At 65.6% G+C, this 26,627-nt stretch carries 24 protein-coding genes and 2 pseudogenes; 14 read left to right on the forward strand and 12 right to left on the reverse strand.

Translation table 11 applies throughout. The features are described 5' to 3' along the window. The first annotated feature begins 19 nt into the window (after window positions 1–19). Complete coding sequence (gene mrdA, locus ACRQ5J_RS05520; protein ID WP_432383595.1) at window positions 20–1,882, forward strand: penicillin-binding protein 2; 1,863 nt, start codon at window positions 20–22, stop codon at window positions 1,880–1,882. Then, window positions 1,866–3,026 carry a septal ring lytic transglycosylase RlpA family protein gene (locus tag ACRQ5J_RS05525; protein ID WP_432381644.1) on the forward strand — a complete coding sequence of 387 codons (1,161 nt, stop codon included), beginning with the start codon at window positions 1,866–1,868 and terminating at the stop codon, window positions 3,024–3,026. The genes mrdA and ACRQ5J_RS05525 overlap by 17 nt, the downstream gene beginning before the upstream one ends. Here the strand turns inward: ACRQ5J_RS05525 and ACRQ5J_RS05530 are convergent, their stop codons facing one another. The 8 genes and pseudogenes from ACRQ5J_RS05530 to ACRQ5J_RS05565 form a co-directional block, all read right to left on the reverse strand. Next, window positions 3,027–3,710 carry an SPOR domain-containing protein gene (locus tag ACRQ5J_RS05530; protein ID WP_432381646.1) on the reverse strand — a complete coding sequence of 228 codons (684 nt, stop codon included), beginning with the start codon at window positions 3,708–3,710 and terminating at the stop codon, window positions 3,027–3,029. After that, window positions 3,704–4,459 carry a type III pantothenate kinase gene (locus ACRQ5J_RS05535; RefSeq protein ID WP_432381648.1) on the reverse strand — a complete coding sequence of 252 codons (756 nt, stop codon included), beginning with the start codon at window positions 4,457–4,459 and terminating at the stop codon, window positions 3,704–3,706. Before ACRQ5J_RS05535 ends, ACRQ5J_RS05530 begins: the two co-directional genes overlap by 7 nt. After that, complete coding sequence (locus ACRQ5J_RS05540) at window positions 4,456–5,259, reverse strand: biotin--[acetyl-CoA-carboxylase] ligase (RefSeq protein ID WP_432381650.1); 804 nt, start codon at window positions 5,257–5,259, stop codon at window positions 4,456–4,458. The genes ACRQ5J_RS05535 and ACRQ5J_RS05540 overlap by 4 nt, the downstream gene beginning before the upstream one ends. A gap of 25 nt (window positions 5,260–5,284) precedes the next feature. Continuing rightward, window positions 5,285–6,079, reverse strand: a complete 795-nt coding sequence (locus ACRQ5J_RS05545) for an SDR family oxidoreductase (protein ID WP_432381652.1) — start codon at window positions 6,077–6,079, stop codon at window positions 5,285–5,287. Window positions 6,080–6,081: 2 nt separating this feature from the next. Further along, window positions 6,082–6,747, reverse strand: coding sequence for a thiol:disulfide interchange protein DsbA/DsbL (locus tag ACRQ5J_RS05550; protein ID WP_432381654.1), 666 nt, complete (start codon window positions 6,745–6,747; stop codon window positions 6,082–6,084). Between the two features lie 9 nt (window positions 6,748–6,756). Further along, window positions 6,757–7,444, reverse strand: a pseudogene (locus ACRQ5J_RS05555) (SPOR domain-containing protein). A gap of 21 nt (window positions 7,445–7,465) precedes the next feature. Beyond that, the gene (gene argS, locus ACRQ5J_RS05560) at window positions 7,466–9,175 is read right to left on the reverse strand and encodes an arginine--tRNA ligase (RefSeq protein ID WP_432381655.1); all 1,710 of its coding nucleotides are present in this window, start codon (window positions 9,173–9,175) and stop codon (window positions 7,466–7,468) included. A gap of 116 nt (window positions 9,176–9,291) precedes the next feature. Further along, the gene (locus tag ACRQ5J_RS05565; RefSeq protein ID WP_432381657.1) at window positions 9,292–9,597 is read right to left on the reverse strand and encodes a hypothetical protein; all 306 of its coding nucleotides are present in this window, start codon (window positions 9,595–9,597) and stop codon (window positions 9,292–9,294) included. A 126-nt stretch (window positions 9,598–9,723) separates the two neighbouring features. Between ACRQ5J_RS05565 and rsmB the strand changes: the two genes are divergently transcribed. From rsmB to ACRQ5J_RS05605, 8 genes are all read left to right on the forward strand, one after another. After that, on the forward strand, window positions 9,724–11,130 hold the full coding sequence (gene rsmB, locus ACRQ5J_RS05570; protein ID WP_432381659.1) for a 16S rRNA (cytosine(967)-C(5))-methyltransferase RsmB: 1,407 nt from the start codon (window positions 9,724–9,726) through the stop codon (window positions 11,128–11,130). 66 nt (window positions 11,131–11,196) lie between these two features. After that, window positions 11,197–11,721 carry a DUF4390 domain-containing protein gene (locus ACRQ5J_RS05575; protein WP_432381661.1) on the forward strand — a complete coding sequence of 175 codons (525 nt, stop codon included), beginning with the start codon at window positions 11,197–11,199 and terminating at the stop codon, window positions 11,719–11,721. Continuing rightward, a complete protein-coding gene (locus tag ACRQ5J_RS05580) occupies window positions 11,722–14,019 on the forward strand; it encodes an ATP-binding protein (RefSeq protein WP_432381663.1) in 2,298 nt (765 codons plus the stop codon). Between the two features lie 58 nt (window positions 14,020–14,077). Then, window positions 14,078–14,794: a response regulator gene (locus tag ACRQ5J_RS05585; RefSeq protein ID WP_432381665.1), complete on the forward strand. Its 717-nt coding sequence runs from the start codon at window positions 14,078–14,080 to the stop codon at window positions 14,792–14,794. A gap of 2 nt (window positions 14,795–14,796) precedes the next feature. Further along, window positions 14,797–15,240, forward strand: a complete 444-nt coding sequence (locus ACRQ5J_RS05590) for a GTPase (RefSeq protein ID WP_432381667.1) — start codon at window positions 14,797–14,799, stop codon at window positions 15,238–15,240. Between the two features lie 75 nt (window positions 15,241–15,315). After that, window positions 15,316–15,573 carry a BTH_I0359 family protein gene (locus ACRQ5J_RS05595; RefSeq protein ID WP_432381668.1) on the forward strand — a complete coding sequence of 86 codons (258 nt, stop codon included), beginning with the start codon at window positions 15,316–15,318 and terminating at the stop codon, window positions 15,571–15,573. Window positions 15,574–15,611: 38 nt separating this feature from the next. Further along, window positions 15,612–16,379, forward strand: coding sequence for a class II glutamine amidotransferase (locus ACRQ5J_RS05600; protein ID WP_432381670.1), 768 nt, complete (start codon window positions 15,612–15,614; stop codon window positions 16,377–16,379). Window positions 16,380–16,476: 97 nt separating this feature from the next. After that, the gene (locus tag ACRQ5J_RS05605; protein WP_432381672.1) at window positions 16,477–17,757 is read left to right on the forward strand and encodes an EAL and HDOD domain-containing protein; all 1,281 of its coding nucleotides are present in this window, start codon (window positions 16,477–16,479) and stop codon (window positions 17,755–17,757) included. A 34-nt stretch (window positions 17,758–17,791) separates the two neighbouring features. On the opposite strand, the gene ACRQ5J_RS05610 is transcribed toward ACRQ5J_RS05605, so the two are convergent. Then, window positions 17,792–18,169 carry an SPW repeat protein gene (locus ACRQ5J_RS05610; RefSeq protein WP_432381674.1) on the reverse strand — a complete coding sequence of 126 codons (378 nt, stop codon included), beginning with the start codon at window positions 18,167–18,169 and terminating at the stop codon, window positions 17,792–17,794. A 139-nt stretch (window positions 18,170–18,308) separates the two neighbouring features. Here ACRQ5J_RS05610 and ACRQ5J_RS05615 point away from each other — a divergent pair, with 139 nt between their 5' ends. Beyond that, complete coding sequence (locus ACRQ5J_RS05615; protein WP_432381675.1) at window positions 18,309–19,250, forward strand: ABC transporter ATP-binding protein; 942 nt, start codon at window positions 18,309–18,311, stop codon at window positions 19,248–19,250. Then, window positions 19,247–20,566: an ABC transporter permease gene (locus ACRQ5J_RS05620; protein ID WP_432381677.1), complete on the forward strand. Its 1,320-nt coding sequence runs from the start codon at window positions 19,247–19,249 to the stop codon at window positions 20,564–20,566. The genes ACRQ5J_RS05615 and ACRQ5J_RS05620 overlap by 4 nt, the downstream gene beginning before the upstream one ends. Here the strand turns inward: ACRQ5J_RS05620 and ACRQ5J_RS05625 are convergent. After that, a complete protein-coding gene (locus tag ACRQ5J_RS05625) occupies window positions 20,554–21,435 on the reverse strand; it encodes an alpha/beta fold hydrolase (RefSeq protein ID WP_432381679.1) in 882 nt (293 codons plus the stop codon). The genes ACRQ5J_RS05620 and ACRQ5J_RS05625 overlap by 13 nt on opposite strands. Window positions 21,436–21,520: 85 nt before the next feature. On the opposite strand from ACRQ5J_RS05625, the gene ACRQ5J_RS05630 reads away from it, so the two are divergent. After that, window positions 21,521–21,895 (forward strand): MerR family transcriptional regulator, encoded by a 375-nt coding sequence (locus ACRQ5J_RS05630; RefSeq protein WP_432381681.1) that lies wholly within the window; start codon window positions 21,521–21,523, stop codon window positions 21,893–21,895. Here the strand turns inward: ACRQ5J_RS05630 and metH are convergent. Then, window positions 21,892–25,652, reverse strand: a pseudogene (metH, locus tag ACRQ5J_RS05635) (methionine synthase). The gene ACRQ5J_RS05630 and the pseudogene metH overlap by 4 nt on opposite strands. 275 nt (window positions 25,653–25,927) lie before the next feature. Here metH and ACRQ5J_RS05640 point away from each other — a divergent pair. Next, entirely contained in the window at window positions 25,928–26,056 is a 129-nt protein-coding gene (locus tag ACRQ5J_RS05640) for a hypothetical protein (protein ID WP_432381683.1), read from the forward strand. Here the strand turns inward: ACRQ5J_RS05640 and ACRQ5J_RS05645 are convergent. Then, window positions 26,021–26,611, reverse strand: a complete 591-nt coding sequence (locus ACRQ5J_RS05645) for a 2-hydroxychromene-2-carboxylate isomerase (RefSeq protein WP_432381685.1) — start codon at window positions 26,609–26,611, stop codon at window positions 26,021–26,023. The genes ACRQ5J_RS05640 and ACRQ5J_RS05645 overlap by 36 nt on opposite strands. Window positions 26,612–26,627 lie beyond the last annotated feature (16 nt).

Raw genomic sequence — 26,627 nt, forward strand, 5'->3', positions numbered from 1 at the left:
GTTTCGCGTGCGTGTCACGATGCTGGGCGCACTGGTGTTCCTGTGTTTCTCCCTGCTGCTGGCGCGCTTCGTCTGGCTGCAGGTGGTCAAGCACGACGCCTATGCCGTCAAGGCCGAAGAGAACCGCATCTCGCTGGTGCCCATCGTGCCGACCCGCGGCCTGATCACGGACCGCAACGGCGTGGTCCTGGCGCGCAACTACTCGGCCTATACGCTGGAGATCACGCCATCCCGGCTGACCGCATCGCTCGACGACACCATCGCCGAACTCTCCAGGCTGGTGGCGATCGACGCCAGGGACCGCCGGCGCTTCAAGAAGCTGCTGGAAGACGCCAAGGGCTTCGAGAGCGTGCCGCTGCGCACCCGCCTGACCGACGAGGAAGTGGCGCGTTTCAGCGCGCAGCATTTCCGCTTTCCCGGCGTGGAAGTGCAGGCGCGCCTGTTCCGCCAGTACCCGCAGGGCGAGACGGCGTCGCACGTGGTTGGCTATATCGGTCGCATAAGCCGTGCCGAAGCCGATGCGCTGAGCGCCGGCGACGATGCTGCCAACTATCGCGGCACCGACCATATCGGCAAGGAAGGGCTGGAGAAAAGCTACGAAAAACTGCTGCACGGGCAGACCGGCTACGAGGAAGTGGAAAAAACCTCCGGCGGCCGCGCGGTGCGCACGCTGTCGCGCAGCGCCGCCCGTCCGGGCAGCAACCTGGTGCTATCGATCGACATCGAGCTGCAGAAAACCGTCGAGGAAGCCTTTGGCGACAGGCGCGGCGCGCTGGTGGCGATCGAGCCGTCCAGCGGCGACATTCTCGCCTACGTTTCGCGGCCCGGCTATGACCCGAACCTGTTCGTCGATGGCATCGACACGCAAAGCTGGGATGAACTGAATAACTCGCCGGACCGGCCGATGATCAACCGCCCGCTGTCCGGCACCTACGCGCCGGGTTCCACCTTCAAGCCGTTCATGGCGCTGGCCGCGCTGGAACTGGGCAAGCGCACGCCATCGCAGACGACCTACGATCCGGGTTTCTACATGCTGGGCGGGCACCGCTTCAATGACGACGTGCCCGGCGGCCATGGCACGGTGGACATGCGCAGGTCCATCATCGTCTCCTGCAACACCTACTATTATGAGCTGGGCCACGACATGGGCATCCAGGCGATTCACGATTTCATGCGGCCCTTCGGCTTCGGCCAGAAGACCGGCATCGACCTGGAAAACGAGAAGACCGGCGTGCTGCCGTCGCCGGCCTGGAAAAGCGCGCGCTTCAAAGGTGCGGCGGGCCGTTGGGTCGGTGGTGATACTATCTCGGTCAGCAATGGCTCCGGCTACAACGCCTACACGCCGTTGCAGATTGCGCACGCTGTGGCCAATCTGGCAAACAACGGCGTGGTGATGAAGCCGCACCTGGTGAAAACAGTGGAAGACGGCGTGTCGCATGCGCGCCGGCAGACGGTAACGAATGAAAGCTACCGCATCCCGCTCAGGCGGGAGAACATTGATTTCATCAAGCAGGCCATGGTCGGCGTGACCAGCGAGCCGGGTGGCACCGGCTACCGTGTGTTCGCCGGCGCGGGTTACACGGTGGGCGGCAAGACCGGCACCGCGCAGGTGATCACGATCCGCAAGGGCGAGAAGTACAACGCCGCCAGGCTGGCCGAGCGCCTGCGCGACAATGCGCTGTTCACCGCCTTTGCGCCGGTCGACCAGCCACGCATCGTGCTGGCCATGGTGGTGGAAAACGCGGGCAAGGGCGGCGAAGCTGCCGCGCCGATTGCGCGCAAAGCGCTGGATTATTACCTGCTGGGCAAGCGCCCGCAGGAGAAGGACAAGAGTAAAGTGGAAAAACAAGATACGGTGAATGGCAATGCGCCTCCGACGTAACCATCTCCTCAACCTGGGCGCGCTGGCCGCCGCGCTGGCGCTGGTGGGCTGCGGCACGGCGCCGGTGGCGGATCGCACGCCGCGCCCGGTGCAGATTCCGCCGTCGTCGATCAAGCCGCCGACGGTGAAGAAGGTCGATCCCTCGCTGCCGGCGCTGCCGCCGGCCAATTCGGGGCGCGGCGGCTACTACCAGGACGACGGCCCCGGCGACGCGCCGCCGGAGAACCTGATGGACACGCCGGACGCCGATGTGCGCAACGACCCGCTGCTGCCGCGTTCCAACCGCCCGTACAAGGTGTTCGGCAAGACCTACACGCCGATCACCGACGACGAACCGTTCACGCAGATCGGCATCGGCAGCTGGTACGGCAAGAAATTCCATGGCCAGCGCACCTCGTCCGGTGAACTGTACGATATGTACAAGATGACCGCAGCGCATCCGACGCTGCCGATTCCATCCTACGCGCGCCTGACCAATATGGTCAGCGGCGCCACCGTCATCGTGCGCATCAACGACCGCGGACCGTTCCATGCCAACCGCGCCATCGACGTGTCGTACACGGCGGCGCTGAAACTGGGGCTGCTGGGCAAGGGGAGCCACGAGCTGAAAATCGAACGCATCCTGCCGGAGGAAATCGAGCGCATACTGGCCACGCGCGAAGGCTTGTCCGGCACCACCAAGCCGCGCCTGACGCAAGCACCGAAGGAGCGCCTGCCGTCGTCCGAGCCGGGTGCGCCGGCGCCAACGCCGACGGTCACGGCAAAGATGATCGATACGCCGCTGGTGCTGACGCCGACGGCGCCAGCATCGGCGCAGGGCGGCGCGGCCGCCCCGGCCAGCGCGCCGCCGAAGGACATCGAGTCGCTGATGCTGGCCGACCGCGCCCCGGCCGATTATGCCGCGCCGAACTCACCGGCCGCCGCCGGTGGCTTTTACCTGCAACTGGGCGCCTACTCGCGCGCGGAAAACGCGGAGGCGATGCGCAGCAAGCTGGGGGCGAAATTCAACATCATGGAAGTGGTGCAGGGCGGTTCGGTGTTCCGCCTGTTCGGCGGCCCGTTCGCCACGCGCCAGGAGGCGCAGCAGGCGGCGCAAGGGCTGCCGTCGTCGTTGGGCCTCAAGCCCATCGTCGTGCAGCGCTAGTTATTTGCAGTTGCGGATTTCCGCGTTGGGGAACCCGGCGCGGATTTTTTCCAGTTTGGCCTTCAGCTCCGCATCGACGTCGCGGAACTGGAAGCCGAGCTGCTTGCTGCCGCTCAGGCGCGGCGCCACGCGCGCGGTGCGCACACCTTGCTTCATCAGCGCCGCCAGCTGGTTTTGCGCCGCGCTCTCGGTCTTGAACACGCCCAGCGAAATCGCCCAGCGCAGCGGCGTGTTGTCGGACATGATGAAGTAGCTGCTCACGCCCAGGCCGCGTAGCTCGGCGGCCTTCTTGTCGGCGGCCTCCTTGCTGCCCTGCGGCGGAATATAAACGATATAGCTCGATATCTCGGTGCCCGGCATGTTGTGGCGCGACTGGCGGTCGCCCAGGTTCAGCGGCTCCAGCTGCGCCTCGAAGCGGCGCGCGTCGGCCAGCACGAAGCTGGCGATTTCCACGCAGGCCTGCACCGGCGCCGCCGGCTTGGGTTCGGCCATGGCGGCAAGCGTGGCTTCCGCCGCGCGGCTGGCCTTCTCCGCCGAGATGATGGACAGCTTGTCGGCGTTGAGCTGATTGAGCATGCGCTCCGGCTCGCGCTCGTTGCCGCTGAAGTTGCCCAGGTAGCCGCGTCCATACGCGAACAGCGCGGCATTCACGGCCAGCAGGGACCAGAAAATAAACTTCAGCACGAGGCATGTTCCTTCGAGGCGTGTAGACCGGTCAAGACGATGTTTTCAACGCTACGGTACGGCACTTTCAGCATCGGCGCGATGTAGGGCGCGGCGCCGCCGGAGATGATGCATGCCGCGCCGCGGTGCGCGGCGCAGGCATGCTCGATGGCGCCGCTCTGCGCGGCCAGGATGCCGCTCAGGATGGCGTCGTCGGTGTTGTCGGCGAATCCGTCGGGCAGCTTACCGTCTTGCGCGATCTGCGGCAACTGCGCGGTGTTGCGCGCCAGCGAACTGGCCATCAGCCCCAGGCCCGGCAGGATCATCCCGCCCAGGAATACGCCGTCGGCCGTCACCGCGTCGATGGTGGTGGCGGTGCCGCAGTTGACCACCACCACCGGCACGCCGGGCGCCAGCGCGTGGCCGGCGATGGCGGCGGCAAAACGGTCGCAGCCCAGTTGCGCCGGATTGCGGTAGCCGTTGGTGACGCCGGCCAGCGCCGGCAGCGAGGCAAACCACTCGGGCGTGACATCGCCGATGCAGCGCCGCAGCACATACTCCAGCTGCACGCGCAGCGCGTTGCCGGCGACGTTGGCGATCAGGATGCTGTCGATCCGGTTGATGGCCGAGGCCTCGCACCATGCCAGTTCCAGCTGCGGCATGTCGGCGTGGGTGGCGGCGCCGCTGGCGATCCACTGGCCCAGCGGCGCGCCCGGCGCGGCCAGCGCCCATTTGACGCGGGTGTTGCCGGCGTCGATCAGTAACATCATGGTTGTGCTCCGGATAAGCGCAGCGAGACATCGCCGGACAGGATTTCCACGCGCCCGGCATCGGTGTCGAGCAGCAGGCGGCCGATGTCGTCGACGCCGGCGGCGCGGCCCTGCTGCACCACGGCGCCCTGGTCGAGCAGCACCACTTCCTTGCCCTGCCATGCGTGCAGCGCGTTCCAGCGCTCGGCGAACGGGGCGAAGCCGGTGTCGTCGAATTCCGCCAGCACGGCGGCCAGGCGGCTGAGCAGGGCGGCCATCAGCTGGTTGCGGTCCATCTGCGCCAGCCATGGCGCGCTCGCCACTTCGCGGCCAATCTGCGCTTCCAGTTCATCCGGCATCAGCAGGTTGACGCCGCAGCCGATGACGGCCCAGATGGCGTCGTCGGTCTTTTGCGTCTCGACCAGGATGCCGGCCAGCTTGGCGCCGTCGCGCAGCAGGTCGTTGGGCCACTTGATCTGCACCGGCACGCCCAGCGCGGTGATGGTTTCGGCCAGCGCCACGCCTACCGCCATCGGCAGCCCGGTGATCCGGTGCAGCGGTCCTTTGAACGGCCAGGTCAGGGAGAACATCAGCGCGGCGCCGGGTTTGGAAAGCCACGAACGGCCGGCGCGGCCGCGTCCCGCCGTCTGGTTGGCGGCGATGCGCAGCAGCGGGCCAGGCAGGCTGCCGATGCGCGCCAGCAGGTCGGCGTTGGTGGAGCCGGTTTCGTCGACGGTTTCGATGGCCACATGCGTGGCCGAGCTGGCGCAATGCGCGGTGATGGCGGACGCGGACAATTGCGGCGCGGCGGCTGGATTCATGGCGGTACTCATATCAGTGCGCATATCAATGCGGCGCGGCGGCGCCGGCGGACTTGCGGGGTTTGTGCGGCGCCTTGCTGAAGGCCCGGTCGAACACGCTGTTGGGCAGCACCCGCAGCAGCTTGGCGACGACGCCCATCTGCCAAGGAATGACGGCATAGCTGCTGCCGGCGTCGATGACGCGCAGCGCGCGCGCGGCGAATTTTTCTGGCGCCATCAGGAACGGCATCGGATATGGATTTATCTGCGTCATCGGCGTGTCGATGTAGCCGGGGCAGATGGTGACCACGCGGATGTCGTAGCGCTTGACCTCCAGCCGCAGCGCTTCGCAATAGCTGATGACGGCGGCCTTGGAGGCGCTGTAAGCGCCGGCGCCCGGCAGGCCGCGAATGCCGGCCACGCTGCCGATGCCTACCAGCCTGCCCGGCGTTCGCTGCGCGCGCATGGCGGCGATGAAGGGCGCGAAGGTGGCAGCGGTGGCGGTGACGTTGGTGGCGATGATGTCGGCGAAGACCGGCATGTCTTCCGCGTACTCGGTCAGCGTGCCGGCCGAGATGCCGGCGTTGGCGATCACCACATCGACGCCGCCGGCGTGCGCCAGAAAGGCTTGCGCGGCGTCGTCGATGGCGGCGTGGTCGCGCACATCGGCCGGGTAGGCGCGGTGCTGTTGCGGGTTGGGGAGGGTGGCGATCAGCGCGGCAAGCGCTTCGCCGCGGCGGGCCAGCAAGCCGAGGGTGGCGCCTTGCGCGGCGTACTGGCGGGCCAGCGCGGCGCCCAGGCCGCTGGAGGCGCCGGTGATGAAGACGCGCAAAGGCGTCATGCTTACTTCTTCTCTGCCTTGGCCTTGACGACCAGCGCGTCCAGCACGCGCGTGACGTCTTCGTTCAGCTGCGCTTCGGTGGTCGCGTTTGCATTGGCCATCGACGGCGCGGTCTGGTATTTGCCGTCGACGATCAGCAGCGGCCAGAATTCGACCTGGTAGGCGTCCATTTGCGCCAGCGACTTGCGCACCTGGGCGGCCACGCCGAAGCCGCGATAGGTGTCGATGAATTTCTGCTTGTCGACGCCCTGCTTGGCGACGAAATCGAACACCAGCTCATCGCGGTTCATGCGGTTGCGATTGACGTGGATTTCGTTGAAGGCCTTGGTGTGCAGTTCCGGCGTCAGCACGCCCATGGCCTGCAGGGTGTAGAACATGCGCGCCTGCGGCACGTCGCCGCCCTGGCGGCCGATGTGCACACGTTTGAAGACGATGTTGTCGCCCTGTTTCTTGACCCACGCGTTCAGCGTGCCGTCGAACGCGGCGCAGTGCGGGCAGGCGTAGTCGAAGAATTCGATGACTTCGACTTTTTTGCCGGTGTCCACCGGCTGCGGCTTGGCCAAGGTTTTGTATTCCACGCCTTCCTTCGGGTCGGTCGGCGAGGCCGAGGCGGTGAACGCCACGGCGCTCAGGGTGATGGCGGTGAGGAGGAACTTCAGAAAGCGCATGGTGATTCCTTATTTCTGGTTGCGGACGACGGCCACGTCGATACCGTTTTCGGACAGCTTGCTGACGGACTTTGTTCATCGCTTCCACCTGGTTGTAAGGCCCCAGGCGCACGCGGTGCAGCACACCGGTGTCGGTGGTACGGTCAGAGATGTTGGCTTCAAAGCCCAGCAAGGCCAACTTGGCGCGCGCGCTTTCGGCGTCGGCCGTTTCGCGGAAGGCGCCGGCCTGCAGATAGTAGATGTATTTCTCGTCGCCGCCGGCGTCGCTCTTGGCCGCCGGTTGCGGTGTGACGTTGGCGGCATTCGGCGTTGCATGCGCGGCCGCTGGCTTGGCTGGCGCCGCCGGCGTGTTCTGGATCTTGTCGACCATCGCCTGCAACTGATCGGCCGCCGCCGGCGCCGGTGGCGCTGGCGTGGCCGGCGCGGGCGCCGCTTGTTCGCGCCCCAGGTCCTTGGCCGCTTCGCGCGCCGCGTCCTTGTTGCCGTACATAGGCTTGTTTGGATCGGCGACTTGTCCCGCAGTCGGTTCCGTCGCTTTGCCCGGATGGCCCTTGTCCGTGAACGGCGTCGCGCCCTTGGTAATCATCAGCGCCACCACGACGGCGATACTCAGGCCGATGACCAGACCGATGATGATGCCGACGAAGGTGTTGCCCTGCTGTTTGCTGTGCGGAGTAAAGCTGGAACGGAAATTCATTGTGCGGGATGTCCTTCGCGATTACATTTTGTTGGGTGCCGAAACGCCGATCAGCGCCAGGCCGTTGCGCAGCACCTGGCGGGTGGCGACCATCAGCGCGATGCGCGCGGCCTTCAGCGCTTCGTCGTCAACCAGCACGCGCTCGGCAAAGTAGAAGCTGTGCAGGTTGGCGGCCAGGTCGCGCAGGTAGAACGCGATCTGGTGCGGGCCGAGTTCCGCCTGCGCGCGCGCCAGCGCTTCAGGGTAGGCGGCCAGCGTCGCCAGCAGCGCTGCCTCGGTCGGTGCGGTCAGCGGCGACAGGTCGACATTGGCCAGCGACGCTTCGTCGCCGGTCCACTGTTCCAGCATGCGGCAGATGCGCGCGTGGGCGTACTGCACGTAGTAGACCGGATTCTCGTCCGAGGTTTTCAGCGCGACGTCGACGTCGAACACGAATTCGGTGTCGGCCTTGCGCGAGATGAGGAAGAAGCGCACGGCGTCGCGGCCCTTGGTGATGTCGCCGCCGCCCGACCATTCGATCAGGTCGCGCACGGTGACGTAGGAACCGGCGCGCTTGGAAATCTTGACCTCTTCGCCGCCCTTCATCACGGTGACCATCTTGTGCAGCACGTAGTCCGGGAAGCCTTGCGGGATGCCCAGGTTGACGGCCTGCAGGCCGGCGCGCACGCGGGCGATGGTGCCGTGGTGGTCGGAGCCCTGGATGTTGATGGCCTGGTTAAAGCCGCGCTGGAATTTGACGATGTGGTAGGCCACGTCCGGCACGAAGTAGGTGTAGGTGCCGTCCTTCTTGCGCATCACGCGGTTCTTGTCGTCGCCGTAGTCTTCGGTTTTCAGCCACAGCGCGCCTTCTTCCTCGTAGGTCTTGCCGGACTTGTTGAGCAGGTCGACGGCGGCGTCGACCTTGCCGTCCGAGTACAGCGACGATTCCAGGTAGTAGTTGTCGAACTTGACGCCGAAGGCTTGCAGGTCGATGTCCTGCTCGTTGCGCAGGTAGGTCACGGCGAAGGCGCGGATCGATTCGATGTCCTCGATGTCGCCGGAGGCGGTGGCCGGCGAGCCGTCGGAGGCCGACACAGTCTTCTTGGCCAGGAAGTCGGCGGCGATGTCGGCGATGTAGTCGCCGTTGTAGGCCGATTCCGGCCAGGCCGCGTCGCCCGGCTTGTGGCCGCGCAGGCGCGCCTGCACCGAGTTGGCCAGCGTCTGGATCTGCACGCCGGCGTCGTTGTAGTAGAACTCGCGGGTGACGTCGTAGCCTTGCGAGGCGAACAGCGACGACAGCGCGTCGCCCAGCGCCGCCTGGCGGCCGTGGCCCACGTGCAGCGGGCCGGTCGGGTTGGCGGAGACGAATTCGATGATGACTTTTTTGCCGGCGCCGGCGTCGCCGGAACCGAAGGCGGCGCCCTGCGCCAGCACGGCCTTGACCACGGCCTGCTTGGCGGCGGCGCTGACGCGCAGGTTGATGAAGCCCGGGCCGGCGATGTCGGCGCTGTCGATCAGGCCGTTGCGGGCCGGGTTGGCCAACAGCGCGTCGACCAGTTTGGTGGCCAGTTCGCGCGGGTTCATTTTCAGCTGCTTGGCCAGTTGCATGGCGATGTTGCAGGCGACGTCGCCGTGCGACGGGTCGCGCGGACGCTCCAGCACAACGTTGGCGGTGACGTCGGTAGCGGCCAGGATCGGGGCGAGGGCGGCCTGGAACAGGGCCGTGATATCTTGTTTTTGTTGGGCTAGCATGCGCTTAAAAATTCATCAGATAGTGGAAACGGCGGGCGCATGGGCGCCGGCCAAACAGCATTAATTATACTGTGTTGACCGGGCGTGGGGGCGGACTGTGAGGTAGCGGGGTGTTGCTAATGAAGAAACCTTGCCACGGCGAAGGCGATGGTGCCCACGACAGCGGACAGCGTGATGGCGGTGCCGACGAACCATTTGATGAGGCGGGTTTCCATTTGCGCCATCTTGGTTTCCAGTCCCGCGATGTCGGCCTTGGTCGCGTAGTTTGATTTCACCACAGCGAGATCGGTCTCCACACCGGTGAGGCGCGTTTCCACACCGGTCAGGCGCGTTTCCACACCGGTCAGGCGCGTTTCCACCCCTGTCAGGCGTGTCAGAACCTGAACGGTATCGGATTCGTCAAATTTTGGTTGGGTAGCCATGCGTCGATCATACGCCCGCCGGTGGCGGCACGTTTGATCTAAATTAAGCAAATACCGCTGTCGCCTTGCCTGTGGCGCTAATGGATACTGCGCGATCACGGCCGTCACCCACTCTGGAATTAGCATATGAACAAGCGTCCAACGCTCTCTTTGAAGTCTCCCGCCAAGCCGGCCGCGCCGAAACTGCGCGCCAGCCATGCCCGGGAGCTGAAACCGGCGTTGCAGACCCACTTCCAGACCAACCTCAAACCCGACTCGCTGGCCTACAGCCTGATCGGCGCCGCCACTGCCATCGCCCAGGTCAAGACCGGCACCAACCTGCCGCAGGCCTTGGCCCAGGTGTGGGCGAAACAGCCGGACGCCACGCCGCAAGCGCGCGGCGCCATGCAGGACCTCGCCTACCGCGCCATGCGCCAGCTGGGCCAGAGCGAGGCGCTGACCAGCCTGATGGCGCCCAAGGCGCCGGAGCCGCTGGTCTCGGCGCTGCTGTCGTGCGCACTGGCGCTGATGACCGCGCCGGACGAGACGGCGCCGTATGAAGAATTCACCATCGTCGACCAGACCGTCACCGCCGCCGGCGCCCACCCGGACACCGCGCGCGCCAAGGGCATGATCAACGCCGTGCTGCGCCGCTTCCTGCGCGAGCGCCAGGCGCTGCTGGACACCGCGCTGCTGCAGCCGGTGGCCAAATGGAACTACCCGCAATGGTGGATCGATGGCGTGAAAACGGCGTGGCCGCAACAATGGCAGGAAATTCTTGCCTCGGGCAATGCGCCGCCGCCATTGACGCTGCGCGTCAACACGCGCAAGAACACGGTCGAACAGTACCTGGCCAAGCTGCAAGCGGCCGGCATGGCCGCCACCCGCATCGGCCCGTATGCCGTGCGCCTGGAAAAACCGGTCGGCGTGCACCTGATTCCGGGCTTCGCCGACGGCGAGGTGTCGGTGCAGGACGCCGGCGCCCAGCTGGCCGCGCCGCTGCTGGACGTGCAGGCCGGCATGCGCGTGCTGGACGCCTGCGCGGCGCCCGGCGGCAAGACCTGCCACATCCTGGAACTGGCCGACGCCGACGTCACCGCGCTGGACGCCGATCCGAAGCGCCTGGCCCGCGTCGGCGAGAATCTTGATCGCCTGCAACTAAAAGCCGCGCTCAAGCCGGCCGACGCGCAACACCCGGACTGGTGGGACGGCCGGCCGTTCGACCGCATCCTGGCCGACGTGCCGTGCACCGCCTCCGGCATCGTGCGCCGCCATCCGGATATCCGCTGGCTGCGCCGCAAGGCCGACACGCTCCAACTTGCAACACTTTCCGGAAAAATCCTGGACAATCTATGGCAGATGCTGGCACCGGGTGGTAAATTGCTATTCGTGACATGTTCCTTGTGGCCGCAGGAATCCGAGGCGCAGGCGGCCGCTTTTGCTGTTCGTAATCAGGCTGTCCGACTGGATGCGCCCGGTCAATTGCTCCCCGCCGGCGGCTCCGGGCAGGATCACGATGGTTTGTTTTACGCGCTGTTCCAGAAAAATGCGTAACCTCTTGAGCACTTGCCCACCCGTGACGCTACGATTTTTCGACTTCTGATCGCTCCGATACTGCTGATGCTGGCGCTGCTGCCGCAGCCCTCGCACGCGGCCGAAGGCGTGGAGATCCGCCGCGCGCTGGTCGAGGCCACCGAAGACGGCTACCGGCTGTCGGCCACCTATGGCTTCGAACTGAGCCACGAGATGGAGGACGCGCTGCAATACGGGCGCACGCTGTATTTCTATACCGAAATTGAATTCACCCGCCCGCGCTGGTACTGGTTTGACGAAAAAGCCATCACCGCGCGCCAGACCATCAGCCTGTCCTACAACGTGCTGACCCGGCAGTACAACGTCGCCGTCAGCGGCAGCGTGCACCAGAGCTTCTCGTCGCTGGAAGACGCGCTGTTCCTGATCCGCCGGCCGAACCGCTGGATCGTTGCCGGGCGCGACAAGCTGAAGCCCGGCGAGACCTACACGGTCAAGCTGAGCATGGGTCTGGACCCGAACTACGTGCCCAAGCCGCTCAAGGTCAACGCCCTGAATAACAGTGAATGGCGCCTGGCGTCGGACAAGAAAACCTTCCAGTACAGGGCTGAGTAAGTGAAGACGGCCTTGCGGTATTTTGCTGTCGTTGGTGGCGCCATCGTCAGCATCCTGTTGTTCCTGCTGGCCTCGGCCTCCGACAATTCCGGCTTCTTCGACCGCTCCTACGCCTGGCTGCTGGGCCTGAACGCGGCGGTGGCCGCCGGCCTGCTGCTGCTGGTGGCGGTGTCGCTGTTCCGCCTGTATTCCCGCTACAAGGCCGGCAAGTTCGGCTCCCGGCTGATGACCCGGCTGGTGCTGTTGTTCGCCGCCATCGGCGTGCTGCCGGGGCTGGTGATCTTCCTGGTGTCCGTGCAGTTCGTCTCGCACTCGATCGAGTCCTGGTTCAATGTGCCGGTGGAAGAAGCCTTGAATTCCGGCATCAACCTCAGCCGCGCCGGCCTGGACCGCGCCGTCGGCGAACTCAACGCCACCGCCCAGCGCACCGCGCGCGACCTCGCCGAGCGCCCGTTCGGCACCGAGCGCGCCACGCTGGCGGCGCTGGTCAAGAGCGATCCCGGCATGCAGAACGCCATCATCGTCGACGCCGAGGGCGGGCTGGTGGTCAGCGCCCGCGCCAGCCGCAGCGGCAATCTCAGCGCCGACCTGCCGACGCGCGACATGATGGCCAGGGTCAAGCAGGACGCCGCCTATGGCGCACCCGAAGGCGGCAACGAGCTGCATAGCGACCTGGTCAGCGCGCCGGTGACCCCGGTCGACCCGGTCAACCAGCTGCGGCTGCGGGTGGTGATCCCGATCCCGGACCCGGTGCAGCCGAACGGCGCCCACCTGGCGCCGCGCTACCTGCAACTGATCCAGCTGGCGCCGGCGCAGCTGGCGGCCGACGGCGAAACCATCCGCCGCGCTTACGCCGACTACAAGGAGCGCTTCGACGCCCGCGTCGGCCTGCGCAAGATGTATATCGTGACGCTGACGCTGACCTTGCTGCTGGCGGTGTTCGGCGCCATCGCCAGCGCCTTCCTGATCGCCAGCGACCTGGCGCAGCCGCTGCTGCTGCTGGCCGAGGGCACGCGCGCGGTGGCCGAGGGCGACTTGTCGCCGCGGCCGATCGTCGCCACCTCCGACGAGCTGGGCACGCTGACGCAATCGTTCAACACCATGACGCGCCAGTTGTCGGACGCCCGCAGCGCCGTCGAGCGCAACCGCGCGGCGCTGCAAAACGCCAAGGCCCACCTGGAGTCGGTGCTGGCCAATATGTCGGCCGGCGTGATGGTGCTGGACCATGAGTTCCACCTGATCAGCTGCAACGACTCGGTCGAACGCATCCTGCAGCAGGCCGGCGTCACCATGATCGGCCAGAAGCTCGACGAGATCGACGGCTTGCAGGAGTTCGGCGCCGCCATCGTGGCCGGGTTTGCCGCGCAGAACGCGCAGTCGGCGGCCGGCCGCAATCCGGCGCGGCTGCACTGGCAGCGCCAGATCGAGGTGCCGCGCCCGGCCGCCGTCGGCGTCGAGGACAACGACCTGACGCTGCTGACGCGCGGCTCGCGCCTGCCGGTCGAGGGCGGCAGCGGCTACCTGGTGGTGTTCGACGATATCTCCGACGTGATTTCGGCGCAGCGCTCGATCGCCTGGGGCGAGGTGGCGCGCCGGCTGGCGCACGAGATCAAGAACCCGCTGACGCCGATCCAGCTGTCGGCCGAGCGCATGCAGATGAAGCTGGAAGACAAGCTGCTGCCGCCGGACGCCGCGCTGCTCAACAAGGGCACCAGCACCATCGTCAACCAGGTGGCGGCGATGAAGCGCATGGTCGACGATTTCCGCGACTACGCCAAGACCCCGCCGGCGGTGCTGGAAGCGCTGGACCTGAACGCGCTGGTCGACGAAATCCTGCACCTGTACATCAGCGGCGAGGGCAACGACATCATCCACCCGCAGCTGGGCGCCGGCCTGCCGCTGGTGATGGGCGACCCGACCCAGCTGCGCCAGGTGATCCACAACCTGCTGCAGAACGCCCAGGACGCGATGGCCGAACTGCCGGCCGGCGCACCGCAGCCGCGCATTGACGTGATCACCGAAGCGATTCATTATCAGGGCGCGGATGGGAGTTCGCGCACAGCCGTGCGGCTGGCGATTAGCGATAATGGCCCCGGCTTCGCGCCGAAAATCCTGGCGCGCGCGTTTGAACCGTATGTCACGTCGAAGACGCGCGGCACCGGCCTGGGCCTTGCGATGGTGAAAAAAATTATCGAGGAACATGGCGGACGGATCGATATTCAGAACCATGTCGATAGAAGTGGCGCGTCAGTGTTGATTTTGCTGTTAAAGTTAGCACCGGCGTCGCAAAATAGCTAACGGCTATGACTACAAACATCATTGCCGTCCATCGACGGCGAAATGAGGACAAGGGAAGATGGCAAACATTCTGGTAGTTGACGATGAAATGGGTATCCGCGAGTTGCTCTCGGAAATCTTGAGCGACGAGGGACATGCAATACAACTGGCGGAAAACGCCCAGCAGGCCCGCGAAGCGCGCGCCCAGGGCGCGCCGGACCTGGTGCTGCTCGATATCTGGATGCCCGATACCGACGGCGTCACGCTGCTCAAGGAATGGCAACGCGACGGCCTGCTGACCATGCCGGTCATCATGATGTCGGGCCACGCGACTATCGATACGGCAGTCGAGGCGACCCGCATCGGCGCGCTCAATTTCCTGGAAAAGCCGATCGCGCTGCAAAAGCTGCTGAAGGCGGTGCAGGCCGGCCTGACGCGCGCGCAGGAAACCGTGCGGGCGCCGGCGCTGGCGCCGCGTCCGGTGGTGGCGCAGCCGGAAGAGGCGCAAAGCGCGCCCGGCGCCGGCTTTGCCGCGCCCAATCCGGTGGCCGGCATCGCCGTGCGCGGCGGCGCCACCGTGGCCGGCACCGACAACCACATCAGCCTGTCGTTCGACCTGCCGTTGCGCGAGGCGCGCGACGCCTTCGAACGCATGTATTTCGAGCACCACCTGGGCCGCGAAGGCGGCAGCATGACGCGCGTGGCCGAGAAAACCGGCCTTGAACGCACCCACCTGTACCGCAAGCTGAAACAGCTGGGCGTCGAGCCCGGCAAGCTGGCCAAGAAAAACGCCTGATCGTGGCCGCCACACCGGAGCCCGGCGCCGCCCATCACCGGCCGCCGGTGCCGACGTGGCTGGTCACCGGCGCGCGCGCCGGCGCGCGCGAGGCGGCCATCGCCGCCCATCTGCCCAACGACGGCGCCAGCGTCATCATTCTGGAGGGCTTGTCGGACGGCGGTTCGGCCCTGGCCTTCGATCCTGCCGATGGACCGTTTCCCTACGAAAATGTGCCGCAAGTGTTGCGTATCGCACCAGGCTGCCTGCATTGCAGCGGTAATCTGATTTTGCGCGTAACATTGAACCGTGTGCTGCGCCGTCCCCCCGCGCGGCTCTACATCAGCCTGGCCTCGGCCGAGCATCTGGCACAGCTGCGTTCCTGGTTGTCCGAGGCGCCCTACGGAGACTTGCTGGCACTGCAAGACACTCTGGTGGCCTCGCCCCAGCCCGCTGACAGGCCTTGAAAACGGCCGCTTTCAACCCCAGTTGCGGATTGAAAGCGAAAACGCAGGTGTTTCGCCCTTGAGAAAGGAAGCAGAATGAACCTCATCTACAACAGCGAGCAATACAGTGTTGTCGAATTCGGTGCCGACCGCAATCTCGAGGCATTACGCTTCGGCGGCTATGAAATCGTCGACAAAGGCGGCAAGCGCGAGATCTTCATCGCCGGCGTGCTGGCGCAGAATTTCCGCCGCGACGTCAACGAGCTGATCGCCAATGAACCGACGATGGCGGAAATCGATGAATTTTTAGGCAGCTATGATGTGCTGATGAGCCAGCCCGTGCTGCTGCATTAAGTTCTCCCCGGCGCACATGGCGTGGTTATAATCACGCCATGTGCCAACTTCTAGGAATGAACTGCAATGTCCCGACCGACATTGTGTTCAGCTTTACCGGCTTTGCCATGCGTGGCGGCCAGACCGATACCCACCACGACGGCTGGGGCATCGCCTTCTTCGAGGGCGCCGGCGTGCGCCATTTCGTCGATCACCAGGCGGCCATCGCCTCGCCGATTGCCGAGCTGATCAAGCGTTACCCGATCAAGTCCACCAACGTCATCGCCCATATCCGCAAGGCCACGCAGGGCCAGGTGGCGCTGGAGAACTGCCACCCGTTCGTGCGCGAGCTGTGGGGGCAGTACTGGGTGTTCGCCCATAACGGCGACCTGAAGGATTTCCAGCCGCTGCTGAACGGCGCTTTCCGCCCGGTCGGCAGCACCGACAGCGAGCGCGCCTTCTGCTATATCCTGCAACAGCTGCGCGCGCGTTTCGGCGAGCAGCGGCCGGCGCTGGCGGAACTGCGTTCGGTGCTCAGTTCGCTGGTGCACGAGATCGCTACGCACGGCACCTTCAATATGATGTTGTCGGCCGGCGCCGAGCTGTTCGCGCATTGCTCGACCAATCTGTTCTACCTGGTGCGCCAGCATCCGTTCGAGACCGCCAAGCTGTCGGACGAGGATGTTAGTGTGGATTTCTCCAAGGTAACGACACCCAACGACCGCGTGGCCATCATCGTCACCCAGCCGCTGACCACCAACGAGCGCTGGACCGCCTTCCTGCCGGGCGAGCTGAAGCTGTTCATCGACGGCTGCCCGCAGCCATGAGCCCGCAACGGCCGGTGCCGCTGCGCGGATAAATTATCCAAGACACCGCCATTCTTTGCTGTCAGAATAGCTTAGCGCCTTTCATTTTGGACATGCAATGATCGATCTCTCCCTACATGACAGCGGCAGCCAGAGCTTGCGCGTGCGCGAGTTCTATCTGGGACGCCAGCCCATCCTGGACCGCAACCAGGCCCTGTTCGGCTACGAATTGCTGTTCCGCAATGCACCGGTGGGGCCGGCCCATGTCACCAATGATCTGAACGCCACTGCGGCCGTCATCGCCCATGCCTCGCAGCTGGGCCTGGAGAAAACCATCGGCGACGCGCTGGGCTTTGTCAATGTCGGGGACAGCGTGTTGATGAGCGATATCTTTTCCTTTCTGCCGCGCGAGAAGGTGGTGCTGGAAATCATCAACACGATGCAGGCCACGCCGCTGGTGGTCGCCCGCATCCGCGAGCTGCGCGGCCTCGGCTTCAGCTTCGCGCTGGACGACGTCACCGGCGAAACCGAGGCGGTGCAGGCGCTGTTGCCGCTGGTCGATTACGTCAAGATGGACATGCGCAACATGCCGCTGTCGACGCTGAGCAAGCTGGCGCCGCGCTTCCGCCAGGAGAAGAAAAAGCTGGTGGCGGAAAAAGTCGAAACGCGCGAGGAATTCAAGAATTGCCTGGACCTCGGCTTCGACTTTTTCCAGGGCTATTATTTTTCGCGGCCGGTCATCATGAGCGGCAAGAAGCTGTCGCCGTCGCAGCTGGCGGTGATGGAGCTGATGACGCTGGTGACGTCGGACGCCGACAACGCCGACATCGAGCGCGCCATCAAGCGCGACGTTTCGCTGGCGCTGAACCTGCTGCGGCTGGTGAACACGCCGGCGGTCGGCGCGCGCCAGCGCATCGATTCGCTGAGCCAGGCCGTGACCATCCTCGGCCGCCGCCAGTTGCAGCGCTGGCTGCAGATCATGCTGTACGCCGAGCCGGGCAAGCGCGGTCACAGCATGACGCCGCTGCTGATGCTGGCCACCACGCGCGGCCGCCTGCTGGAACTGCTGGCCGGCAAGCTGCGCCAGGGCCAGCGCGAAGCGGCCGACGTTGCCTTCACGGTCGGCATCATGTCGCTGATGGACACGCTGTTCGGCATGTCGATGGCCGAGATCCTGGAGCAGATTCCGGTCGGCGACGAGGTGCGCGCCGCGCTGCTGCATCGCGGCGGCTTCTACGGCGACCTGCTCAAGCTGGTCGAATGCATCGAGCGCATCGAGGACATGGACAACCACATCGTGCCGACGCTGCGCGATCTGGCCATGTCCACCGATGAACTGGTGGAGCTGGAAATGGCCGCCTTCGAGTGGAGCGACAACGTGGTGCGCTACGCGCTGTAAAAGCAGCACGCCATGCACCACGCCATGCGCCGCCTCAGGTGACGTGGCCGGCCCCCGGCCAGTGCTTGACCAGTTCCGGATCGGTGCGCATTTCCCACAACGCCAGCACGGCGACCGCGATGCCGACCACCAGCGAGTTCCACATCAGGTCGGGGTTATCGGCCATGCGCAGCACCCACGGCGACACCGCCACCCAGACGCCCACCAGCAGGTTGAGCACCACGGCCCAGAAGTAGGTTTTGTACAGGTCGAACGCCGCCAGCAGCACCATGACCGCGCCCGAAATGAACGCGGTCCAGGCCTGGACCGACGGCATCGGGTAACCGAACACCCATGGCGTGATGAAGAACCACAGACCCAGCAGCAGGATCACCTGATCCCGCCAGCGCTTGACGGATGGTTTGTTTGCCATATTGCCTCCCTTGGTAGTCAGGCCGCCGGCTGGCGGCGTTCTACTTAGTCCGGCCGGCGGCCGCAAAAGTTCATCCCGGCTTGCCAATTTAATATGGCAGGGCTATGCTGCAAGCCGGTTCGAATCATTCGGAGGCGGCGTGTTACTGAGCGTGCAGCAAATTTCCAAGTCCTACGGCGCGCGCAAGGCGGTCGATGGCGTGTCGTTCCAGGTGCGTCCGGGCCAGACCGTGGGCCTGATCGGGCCGAACGGCGCCGGCAAGTCCACCACCGTCGCCATGATCTGCGGCCTGCTGCGCGCCGATGCCGGCAGCATCACGCTCGACGGCGCGGCGGTCGGCCTGGGCGCCAGCGCCGCCAAGCGCAAGATCGGCTTTGTGCCGCAGGATCTGGCGCTGTACGAGGACTTGTCGGCGCTGGAAAATCTCAAGCTGTTCGGCGGCTTGTACGGCCTCAAGGGCGCGCTGCTGAAGGCCCGCTGCGAGCAGGTGCTGGCGCTGGTCAGGCTGAACGACCGCGCGGCCGACCTGCCATCCAGTTTTTCCGGCGGCATGAAGCGGCGTTTGAATATCGCCGCCGCGCTGCTGCATGAGCCGCAGCTGTTGATTCTCGACGAGCCGACCGTCGGCGTCGATCCGCAAAGCCGCAACGCCATTTTCGATACGCTGGAAGCCTTGCAGGCGCAGGGTCGCTCGCTGATTTACACCAGCCACTACATGGAGGAGGTGGAGCGGCTGGCCGACCATATCGTTATCATCGATCACGGCAAGGTGCTGGCCGACGAGACGCCGGCCGCGCTGTATCAGCGGCTGCCGGCGCAGGCGGCGTTGCATGTCGAGCTGGCGCAGGCGCCGCCGGACACGCTGCTGCGGCAGGTGCGGGCGTTGCCGGGCGTGACCGGTGTCGAGCGTGCCGGCGCCAGGCTCGACATCGGCCTTGGTGACGCCGTTCATGCGGCGCCGGTGCTGGCGTGGTTCAACGCCGAAGGCCTGGCGCTGCTGCATTTTTCGACGGCCCGCACATCGCTGGAAAACATCTTCCTCAACCTTACCGGCCGCAGCCTGCGCGACACCCCACCATGACCGCATTGATCGCCCTGATTCGCAAAGACCTGATCCGCTACCTGCGCGACAAGCGCGCGCTGATGCTGCACCTGCTGATGCCGGTGGTGCTGGCGGCGTTCTTCGGCTCGCTGTTTGGCGGCAGTCCAGATTCCAGCACCAGCAAGATCGATGTCGGCCTGGTGCTGCTGGACCAGTCGGCGGTCGGGCAGAAGATCGCCGCCGGCCTGAGGCAGGATGCGACGCTGCGGATCATCGAACTGGGCGCCGGGGAGGCGCAGGCGCGCGTGCGCGCCGGCAAGTTGCCGGTGGCGGTGGTGATACCGGACGGCTTCGGCCAGAAGGCGTCCGACGCGCTGTTCGGTGGCCGCAACAAGCCGGAGCTGCCGGTGTATTACGATCCGTCGCAATCGACGGTGCTGGCGATGGTGAAGGGACTGCTGACGCAGCATGTGATGCAGCAGACCAGCGCCGCCGTCATGGGCAGCGACGGCGCCGCCACCACGGAGCGCCATCTGGCCGAGCTGCCGCCCGCCGCGCAGCGCACGCCCGCGCAAGCGCAGCTGGGCGAGTTCCTCGGCAGCCTGCAGAAGTTCCAGCAACAGCGCGCCGTCTCCGCAAGCGAGCCGCCGCCAGCCACCGGCGCCGCCACGGCGGCGGCCGAGCCGGACGCCGCGGCGGGCGGCATGAGCATGCCGTTCAGCACCAGCGACCAGGCCTTGAGCAGCGGTCCGAAATACAACGGTTATGCGCACTCGTTTGCCGGCATGGGCGTGCAGTTCATCCTGTTCATGGGCATCGACATGGGCATCGGCGTGCTGCTGGCGCGCCAGCTCGGCATCTGGAACCGCCTGCTGGCCGCGCCGGTATCGCTGACCACGGTGCTGATGGCGCGCGCCATCTCCGGCGCCATCATCGCCACCGCGCTGATGTGCGCCATGTTCGCCTGCGCCATGTTGATCTTCAAGGTGCAGATCGCCAGCATCGGCGGCTTCGTCGGGCTGGTGGTGTGCTTCGGCCTGATGACGGCCGCCTTCGGCCTGTTCATCGCCGCCTTCGGCAAGACGCCGGAAGCGGCGCGCGGCATCGCCGTCTTTGCCACGCTGATCCTGGTGATGCTGGGCGGCGCCTGGGTGCCGTCGTTCGTCTTCCCCGCATGGATGCAGACGCTGACCCTGGTGGTGCCGACCCGCTGGGCCATCGACGGCCTGGACGCCGTCACCTGGCGCGGCCTCGGCGTGGAGGCGGCGCTGCTGCCGATGCTGGTGCAGCTCGGCTTCGCGCTGGTGTTCGGCGGCCTGGCGGTCGCCAGGTTCCTCAGGGATCAGCGCAGCTGAGCGATGAACGCCGCCAGGTCGCGATTGAAGCGCTGCGGCTCCTCCAGGAACGGCGCGTGGCCGGACCGGGCGTAGCGCTTGCTTTGAATGCGCGGGTTCAATGCCACCGCGCGCGCGATGGCCGGCCCGGTGCGCACCAGCGCATCCTGTTCGCCGTACAGCAACAGCAGCGGCACGCGGGCGGCGCGCAAGCCCTCGGCCGCCGGCACCGTCATCGATTGCACGCCGCGCTGCATGTCCCATGACGCCATGGCCGCATTCGCCAGCAGGCGCTCCAGCACCGGCGCCGGCGGCGGTGTCTGGAAGCACAGGCGCAGGAAGGCGTTGATGGCGTCCAGATGCGTGCGCAGATCGCTGGAGATCAGGTCGCGGTAAATGTCCGGATGCGCGGTAATCTGCTCGGGCGCCAGCTCGATCACGCCGTCCACATACACCGCGCCGGCGAGGTCCTGGTCGCCGTAGGCCGCCAGGTAATTGGAAATCACCGCGCCGCCCAGCGACCAGCCGACCAGCACCGGCTTGTGCACCTGCGCCGCCTGCATCACGGCGCGCAGGTCATCGGCCCAGCGGCGGCCGTCGCTGTAGGCCCGCGTGCCGGCCGGCTTGGCGGACAGGCCATGGCCGCGCAAGTCATAGGTAATCAGGCGATAGCCCTGCAATTGCGGACTGGCCAGTTGCTCAGACCAGTTCAGCCGGCTGCCCAGCAGGCCGTGGATGAAGATCACCGGCACGCCGTCCGGGTTGCCGCTTTCCTGCACGGCGAGGGTAACGCCGTCCGGCGCGGTGGCGATGTAGTCGCGCGCCTGCGCGTGCAATGTGACGAGCAGCAGCAGCGCGGCCAGCAGGCGGAATGGATGGATGGTGAACATAAAGGCCCCGTGAATGATATGAGCCTTCAGTGTGGACCCTGACACCGGTGTCAGGGTCAAGCGGAAAAGTGATATGCTGTCCGGCATGGATAAACAAGCACTGACCATCGGCAAGCTGGCCGCCGCCACTGGCGCCAGCGTGCGTTCGATCCGCCATTACGATCAACAGGGCCTGCTGACGTCCATGCGCGGCAGCAATGGCTACCGCATGTTTCCGCCGTCGGCGGTCACGCAGGTGCGGCAGATTCAGCGCATGATCGCCACCGGTTTCAGCCTGGAGGAAATCCGTTCCTTCCCGGATTGCATGCGCATGATCGAGGGCGCGGCCGCGTGCAGCCAGACCAGCGAGGCGCAGCGCAAGCGGCTGGCCTCGATCGAGCAGCAGATCGCCGATCTGGAACGCCGCCGCGCGCGCCTGCTGAAGACGCTGGCGGACGGCGCCGTGCCGCCGCTCGATTAAGACAGGTTGGGCGCCAGCCAGCGTTCCAGCTCTTCCCTGGCGACGCCACGGCGCGCAGCCATGTCGTCGAGCTGGTCGGTGCCGATCTTGCCAACCACGAAGTATTTCGATTCCGGGTGGGCGAAGTAGAAGCCGGACACCGCCGCGCCAGGATACATCGCGAACGAATCGGTCAGCTCCATGCCGATCTCCTCGGCCTGCATGGTGTCGAACATTTCGCGCTTGACGGTGTGCTCGGGGCAGGCCGGGTAGCCGGGCGCCGGGCGGATGCCGATGTATTTCTCGGCGATCAGGTCCTCGTTGCTCAGCGACTCGTTCGACTGGTAGCCCCACAGGTCGGTGCGCACGCGCTCGTGCAGGTATTCGGCGAACGCTTCGGCCAGGCGGTCGGCCAGCGATTTCAGCATGATCGACGAGTAATCGTCGTGCGCGTCCTCGAAGCGCTTCTCGTGCTTCTCGATGCCGAGGCCGGCCGTGACGGCGAACATGCCGATGTAATCCTTGACGCCGCTGTCCTTCGGCGCGATGAAGTCCGACAGGCACTGGTTAGGGCGCTGCACGCCATCGACCACCGGCTTGACGCCTTGCTGGCGCAGGCCGTAATAGGTGAAGCCGACCGTCGTGCGCGTATCGTCGGTGTAGACCTCGATATCGTCGTCGTTGACGGTGTTGGCCGGCAGCAGCGAGATGACGCCGTTGGCGGTCAGCCAGCGGCCGTCGATCAGCTTCTTCAGCATCGCCTGGCCTTCCTCGAACACCTTGGTGGCAGCCTCGCCGACCACTTCATCGGTCAGGATGGCGGGGAAGGGGCCGGCCAGGTCCCAGGTCTGGAAGAACGGGCCCCAGTCGATGTACCTGGCGATGGTGGCCAGGTCGACGTTCCTGAACTCGCGGCGGCCGATGAACTTCGGCTTGACCGGCGCGAACGCCAGCTTCATCTTGTTGGCGCGGGCCTCGGCCAGCGACAGCATCGGCAGCGCCTTCTTGTTGGCGTGCTGCTCGCGGATGCGGGCGTAGTCCTGTTCCAGCTCGTCGATGTACTGCTCGCGCGACTCCGGCGTCAGCAGCGACTGCGCCACCGACACCGAACGCGAGGCGTCCGGCACGTAGACCACCGGGCCGTCGTAGTTGTGGGCGATCTTCACTGCCGTGTGGGCACGGCTGGTGGTGGCGCCGCCGATCAGCAGCGGAATCTTCAGCATGCGGAAGTGCTCGTCGCGCTGCATTTCCTTGGCCACGTGGGCCATCTCTTCCAGCGAGGGCGTAATCAGGCCGGACAGGCCGATGATGTCGGCGTTCTCGACCTTGGCGCGCGCCAGGATTTCCGAGGCCGGCACCATCACGCCCATGTTGACCACTTCGAAGTTATTACATTGCAGCACCACCGAGACGATGTTCTTGCCGATGTCGTGCACGTCGCCCTTGACGGTGGCGATGACGATCTTGCCCTTCGGCTTGGCGACGATGCCGGTGCGTTTTTCTTCGGCCAGCTTTTCCTCTTCGATGAACGGAATCAGGTGCGCCACGGCCTGCTTCATCACGCGCGCCGATTTCACCACCTGCGGCAGGAACATCTTGCCCTGGCCGAACAGGTCGCCGACGATGTTCATGCCATCCATCAGCGGGCCCTCGATCACGTGGATCGGGCGGCCGCCCCTGGCGTCGACGGCGGCGCGCATTTCCTCGGTATCCTCGGTGATCCACTGCGTGATGCCGTGCACCAGCGCGTGCGCCAGGCGCTTTTCGACCGGCGCGTTGCGCCATTCCAGATTGGCGGCGTCCTGCTTGCCGGCGCCGGCCTTGAGCGTGCCGGCGAATTCGATCATGCGCTCGGTGGCGTCTTCGCGGCGGTTCAGCACCACGTCTTCCACGCGCTCGCGCAGTTCCGGCTCCAGGTCGTCGTAGACGCCGACCATGCCGGCGTTGACGATGCCCATGGTCATGCCGGCCTTGATGGCGTGGTACAGGAACACGGTGTGGATCGCCTCGCGCGCCGGGTCGTTGCCGCGGAACGAGAACGAGACGTTGGAGACGCCGCCGGAAATTTTCGCGTGCGGCAGGTTGTCCTTGATCCAGCGGGTGGCGTTGATGAAGTCGACCGCGTAGTTGTTGTGCTCTTCGATGCCGGTGGCGACCGCGAAGATGTTCGGGTCGAAGATGATGTCTTCCGGCGGGAAGCCGACCTTTTCGGTCAGCACCTTATAGGCGCGGCCGCAGATTTCGATCTTGCGCTCGTAGGTGTCGGCCTGGCCGGTTTCGTCGAAGGCCATGACGATGACGGCGGCGCCGTAGCTCAGGCACAGCCTGGCCTGGCGGATGAATTCTTCCTCGCCTTCCTTCATCGAGATGGAGTTGACGATGGACTTGCCCTGCACGCACTTCAGGCCGGCCTCGATCACCGACCACTTGGACGAGTCGATCATGATCGGCACGCGCGAGATGTCCGGCTCGGAGGCGATCAGGTTGAGGAAGCGGGTCATGGCGGCCTGCGAGTCCAGCATCGCCTCGTCCATGTTGATGTCGATGACCTGGGCGCCGTTTTCCACCTGCTGGCGCGCCACGCTCAGCGCCTCGTCGTACTGCTCGTTGAGGATCATGCGCGCGAACGCTTTCGAGCCGGTGACGTTGGTGCGCTCGCCAACGTTGACGAACAGCGAGTCGTCGTCGATGGTGAACGGCTCCAGGCCGGACAGGCGCTGCGCCACCGGCACTTGCGGCACGGCGCGCGGCTTGACGGTGGCGAGGATCTCGCCGATGGCCTGGATGTGGTCGGGCGTGGTGCCGCAGCAGCCGCCGGCAACGTTGATGAAGCCGGCTTCGGCGAATTCCTTCAGCAGCGCCGAGGTGTCGGCCGGCAGCTCGTCGAAGCCGGTGTCGCTCATCGGGTTGGGCAGGCCGGCGTTCGGGTAGATGCAGACGAAGGTGTCGGCGATCTGCGACAGCTCCTCGGCATACGGGCGCATCAGCGCCGCGCCCAGCGCGCAGTTGAGGCCGATGGTCAGCGGCTTGGCGTGGCGCACCGAGTTCCAGAACGCCGGCACGGTCTGGCCGGACAGGATGCGGCCGGAGGCGTCGGTGACGGTGCCGGAGATCATCAGCGGCAGGCGTTCCTGCGCCGGATGGTCTGCGTAGAACTTGTCGATGGCGAACAGCGCGGCCTTGCAGTTCAGCGTGTCGAAGATGGTTTCCACCAGCAGCAGGTCGACGCCGCCTTCGATCAGGCCCTTGGTCTGTTCGTAGTAGGCGTCCACCAGCTGGTCGAAGGTGATGTTGCGCGCGGCCGGGTCGTTGACGTCCGGCGAGATCGACGCGGTTTTCGGCGTCGGGCCGAGGGCGCCGGCGACAAAGCGCGGCTTGTCCGGCGTGCTGTACTTGGCGGTGGCGGCGCGCGCCAGTTTGGCCGCCTCGACGTTCATCTGGTAGGCCAGGTGGCCCATGTAGTAATCGTCCTGGGCGATCCAGGTGGCGCCGAAGGTGTTGGTTTCGATGAGGTCGGCGCCGCCGGCCGGTAGCGCTCGTGGATTTCCTGGATCACGTGCGGCTGGGTCAGCGTCAGCAGCTCGTTGTTGCCCTTGACGAAGAGTTCGCGCGCGCCGGCTTCCGGCGGCGCGGCGAAGTCGATGAATGCACCGTCGGGGCCGCCGCGATAGGCGGTTTCATCCAGCTTGTACTGCTGGATGATGGTGCCCATCGCGCCGTCGAGAATCATGATGCGGCGGGCGAGAATCTCGCGCAGCTGGGCATCGGTCTTGGACATGACGGGACGGGATACGGTGTTATTCATTTGCTATCTCAGGGATCGTGGGCGGGCGCGCCCGAAGCGGCGGGCGGTCTGAGATTATACGGCATACCTGAATATGCTTCAGCCAAGCGCGGCATTGCCGCAACAATCTGCTGTTTCGCCTCCCTGATCTATCTCAACGGCCGCCTTGCGCAGTGGCGCACCATAAACAGTGCGCGTTTGGTCGCTCTCTATACTGAGATGGAGCGGACACGGATTTCGAGTGGGATGAGCGCAAGAATCAAAGCAATATGAAGAAGCATGGCGTGAGCTTTGATGAGGCAGAATGTTCTACGCGGATCAGTATGGTTTTGCATGTCTACATGGAGAGATATCAGGCTAGGTTAGCGACGGTTGGCCAAAGCCAACGCATCGGCTAGGCGGTCGTTGCCCCAATACATGTCGGCGCCGACGAAGAAAGTGGGGGCGCCGAAGATGCGCAGCGCGCGCGCCTCGTCATTGCGGGCGCGCAGGCGGGCTTTGTTGTCGTCGGACTGGGCGGCGGCCAGCAGCGCCGTGGCGTCCAGGCCGATGCTGGTGAGGACTGCGGCGATGACTGCCTCGCTGCCGATGTCTTCGTCGTGCTCGAAGTTGGCCAGCATGACGCGGGCGCAGAACTCCGCCATCCACGGCTGATGCTCGCCCAGCAAGGCCACGCGCGCGGCCAGCAGCGAGCGGCGCGGAAACTCGGACGGCCGGCGCCACGGCAGTTGATACTTGGCGCATTCGCGCGGCATGTCCTGCCACACATAATCCCCCTTGTCCGGTTGCAGCACAAACGGCGAGTTGTCCCAGCCCTGCGCCGCAAAAATCGGCCCCAGCAGGAAGGGCTTCCAGTGCACGATGACGTCGCGTTGCCGCGCCAGCCGCAGCACGCTCAGGTAGCTGTAGTTGCTGGCAAAGTCGAACCAGCAGGCGATTTCAGGTGCGGGCATGGCGATCTCCTTTTAT

It is taken from the genome of Duganella sp. P38, from assembly GCF_050859475.1.
Lineage (GTDB): Bacteria > Pseudomonadota > Gammaproteobacteria > Burkholderiales > Burkholderiaceae_D > Rugamonas.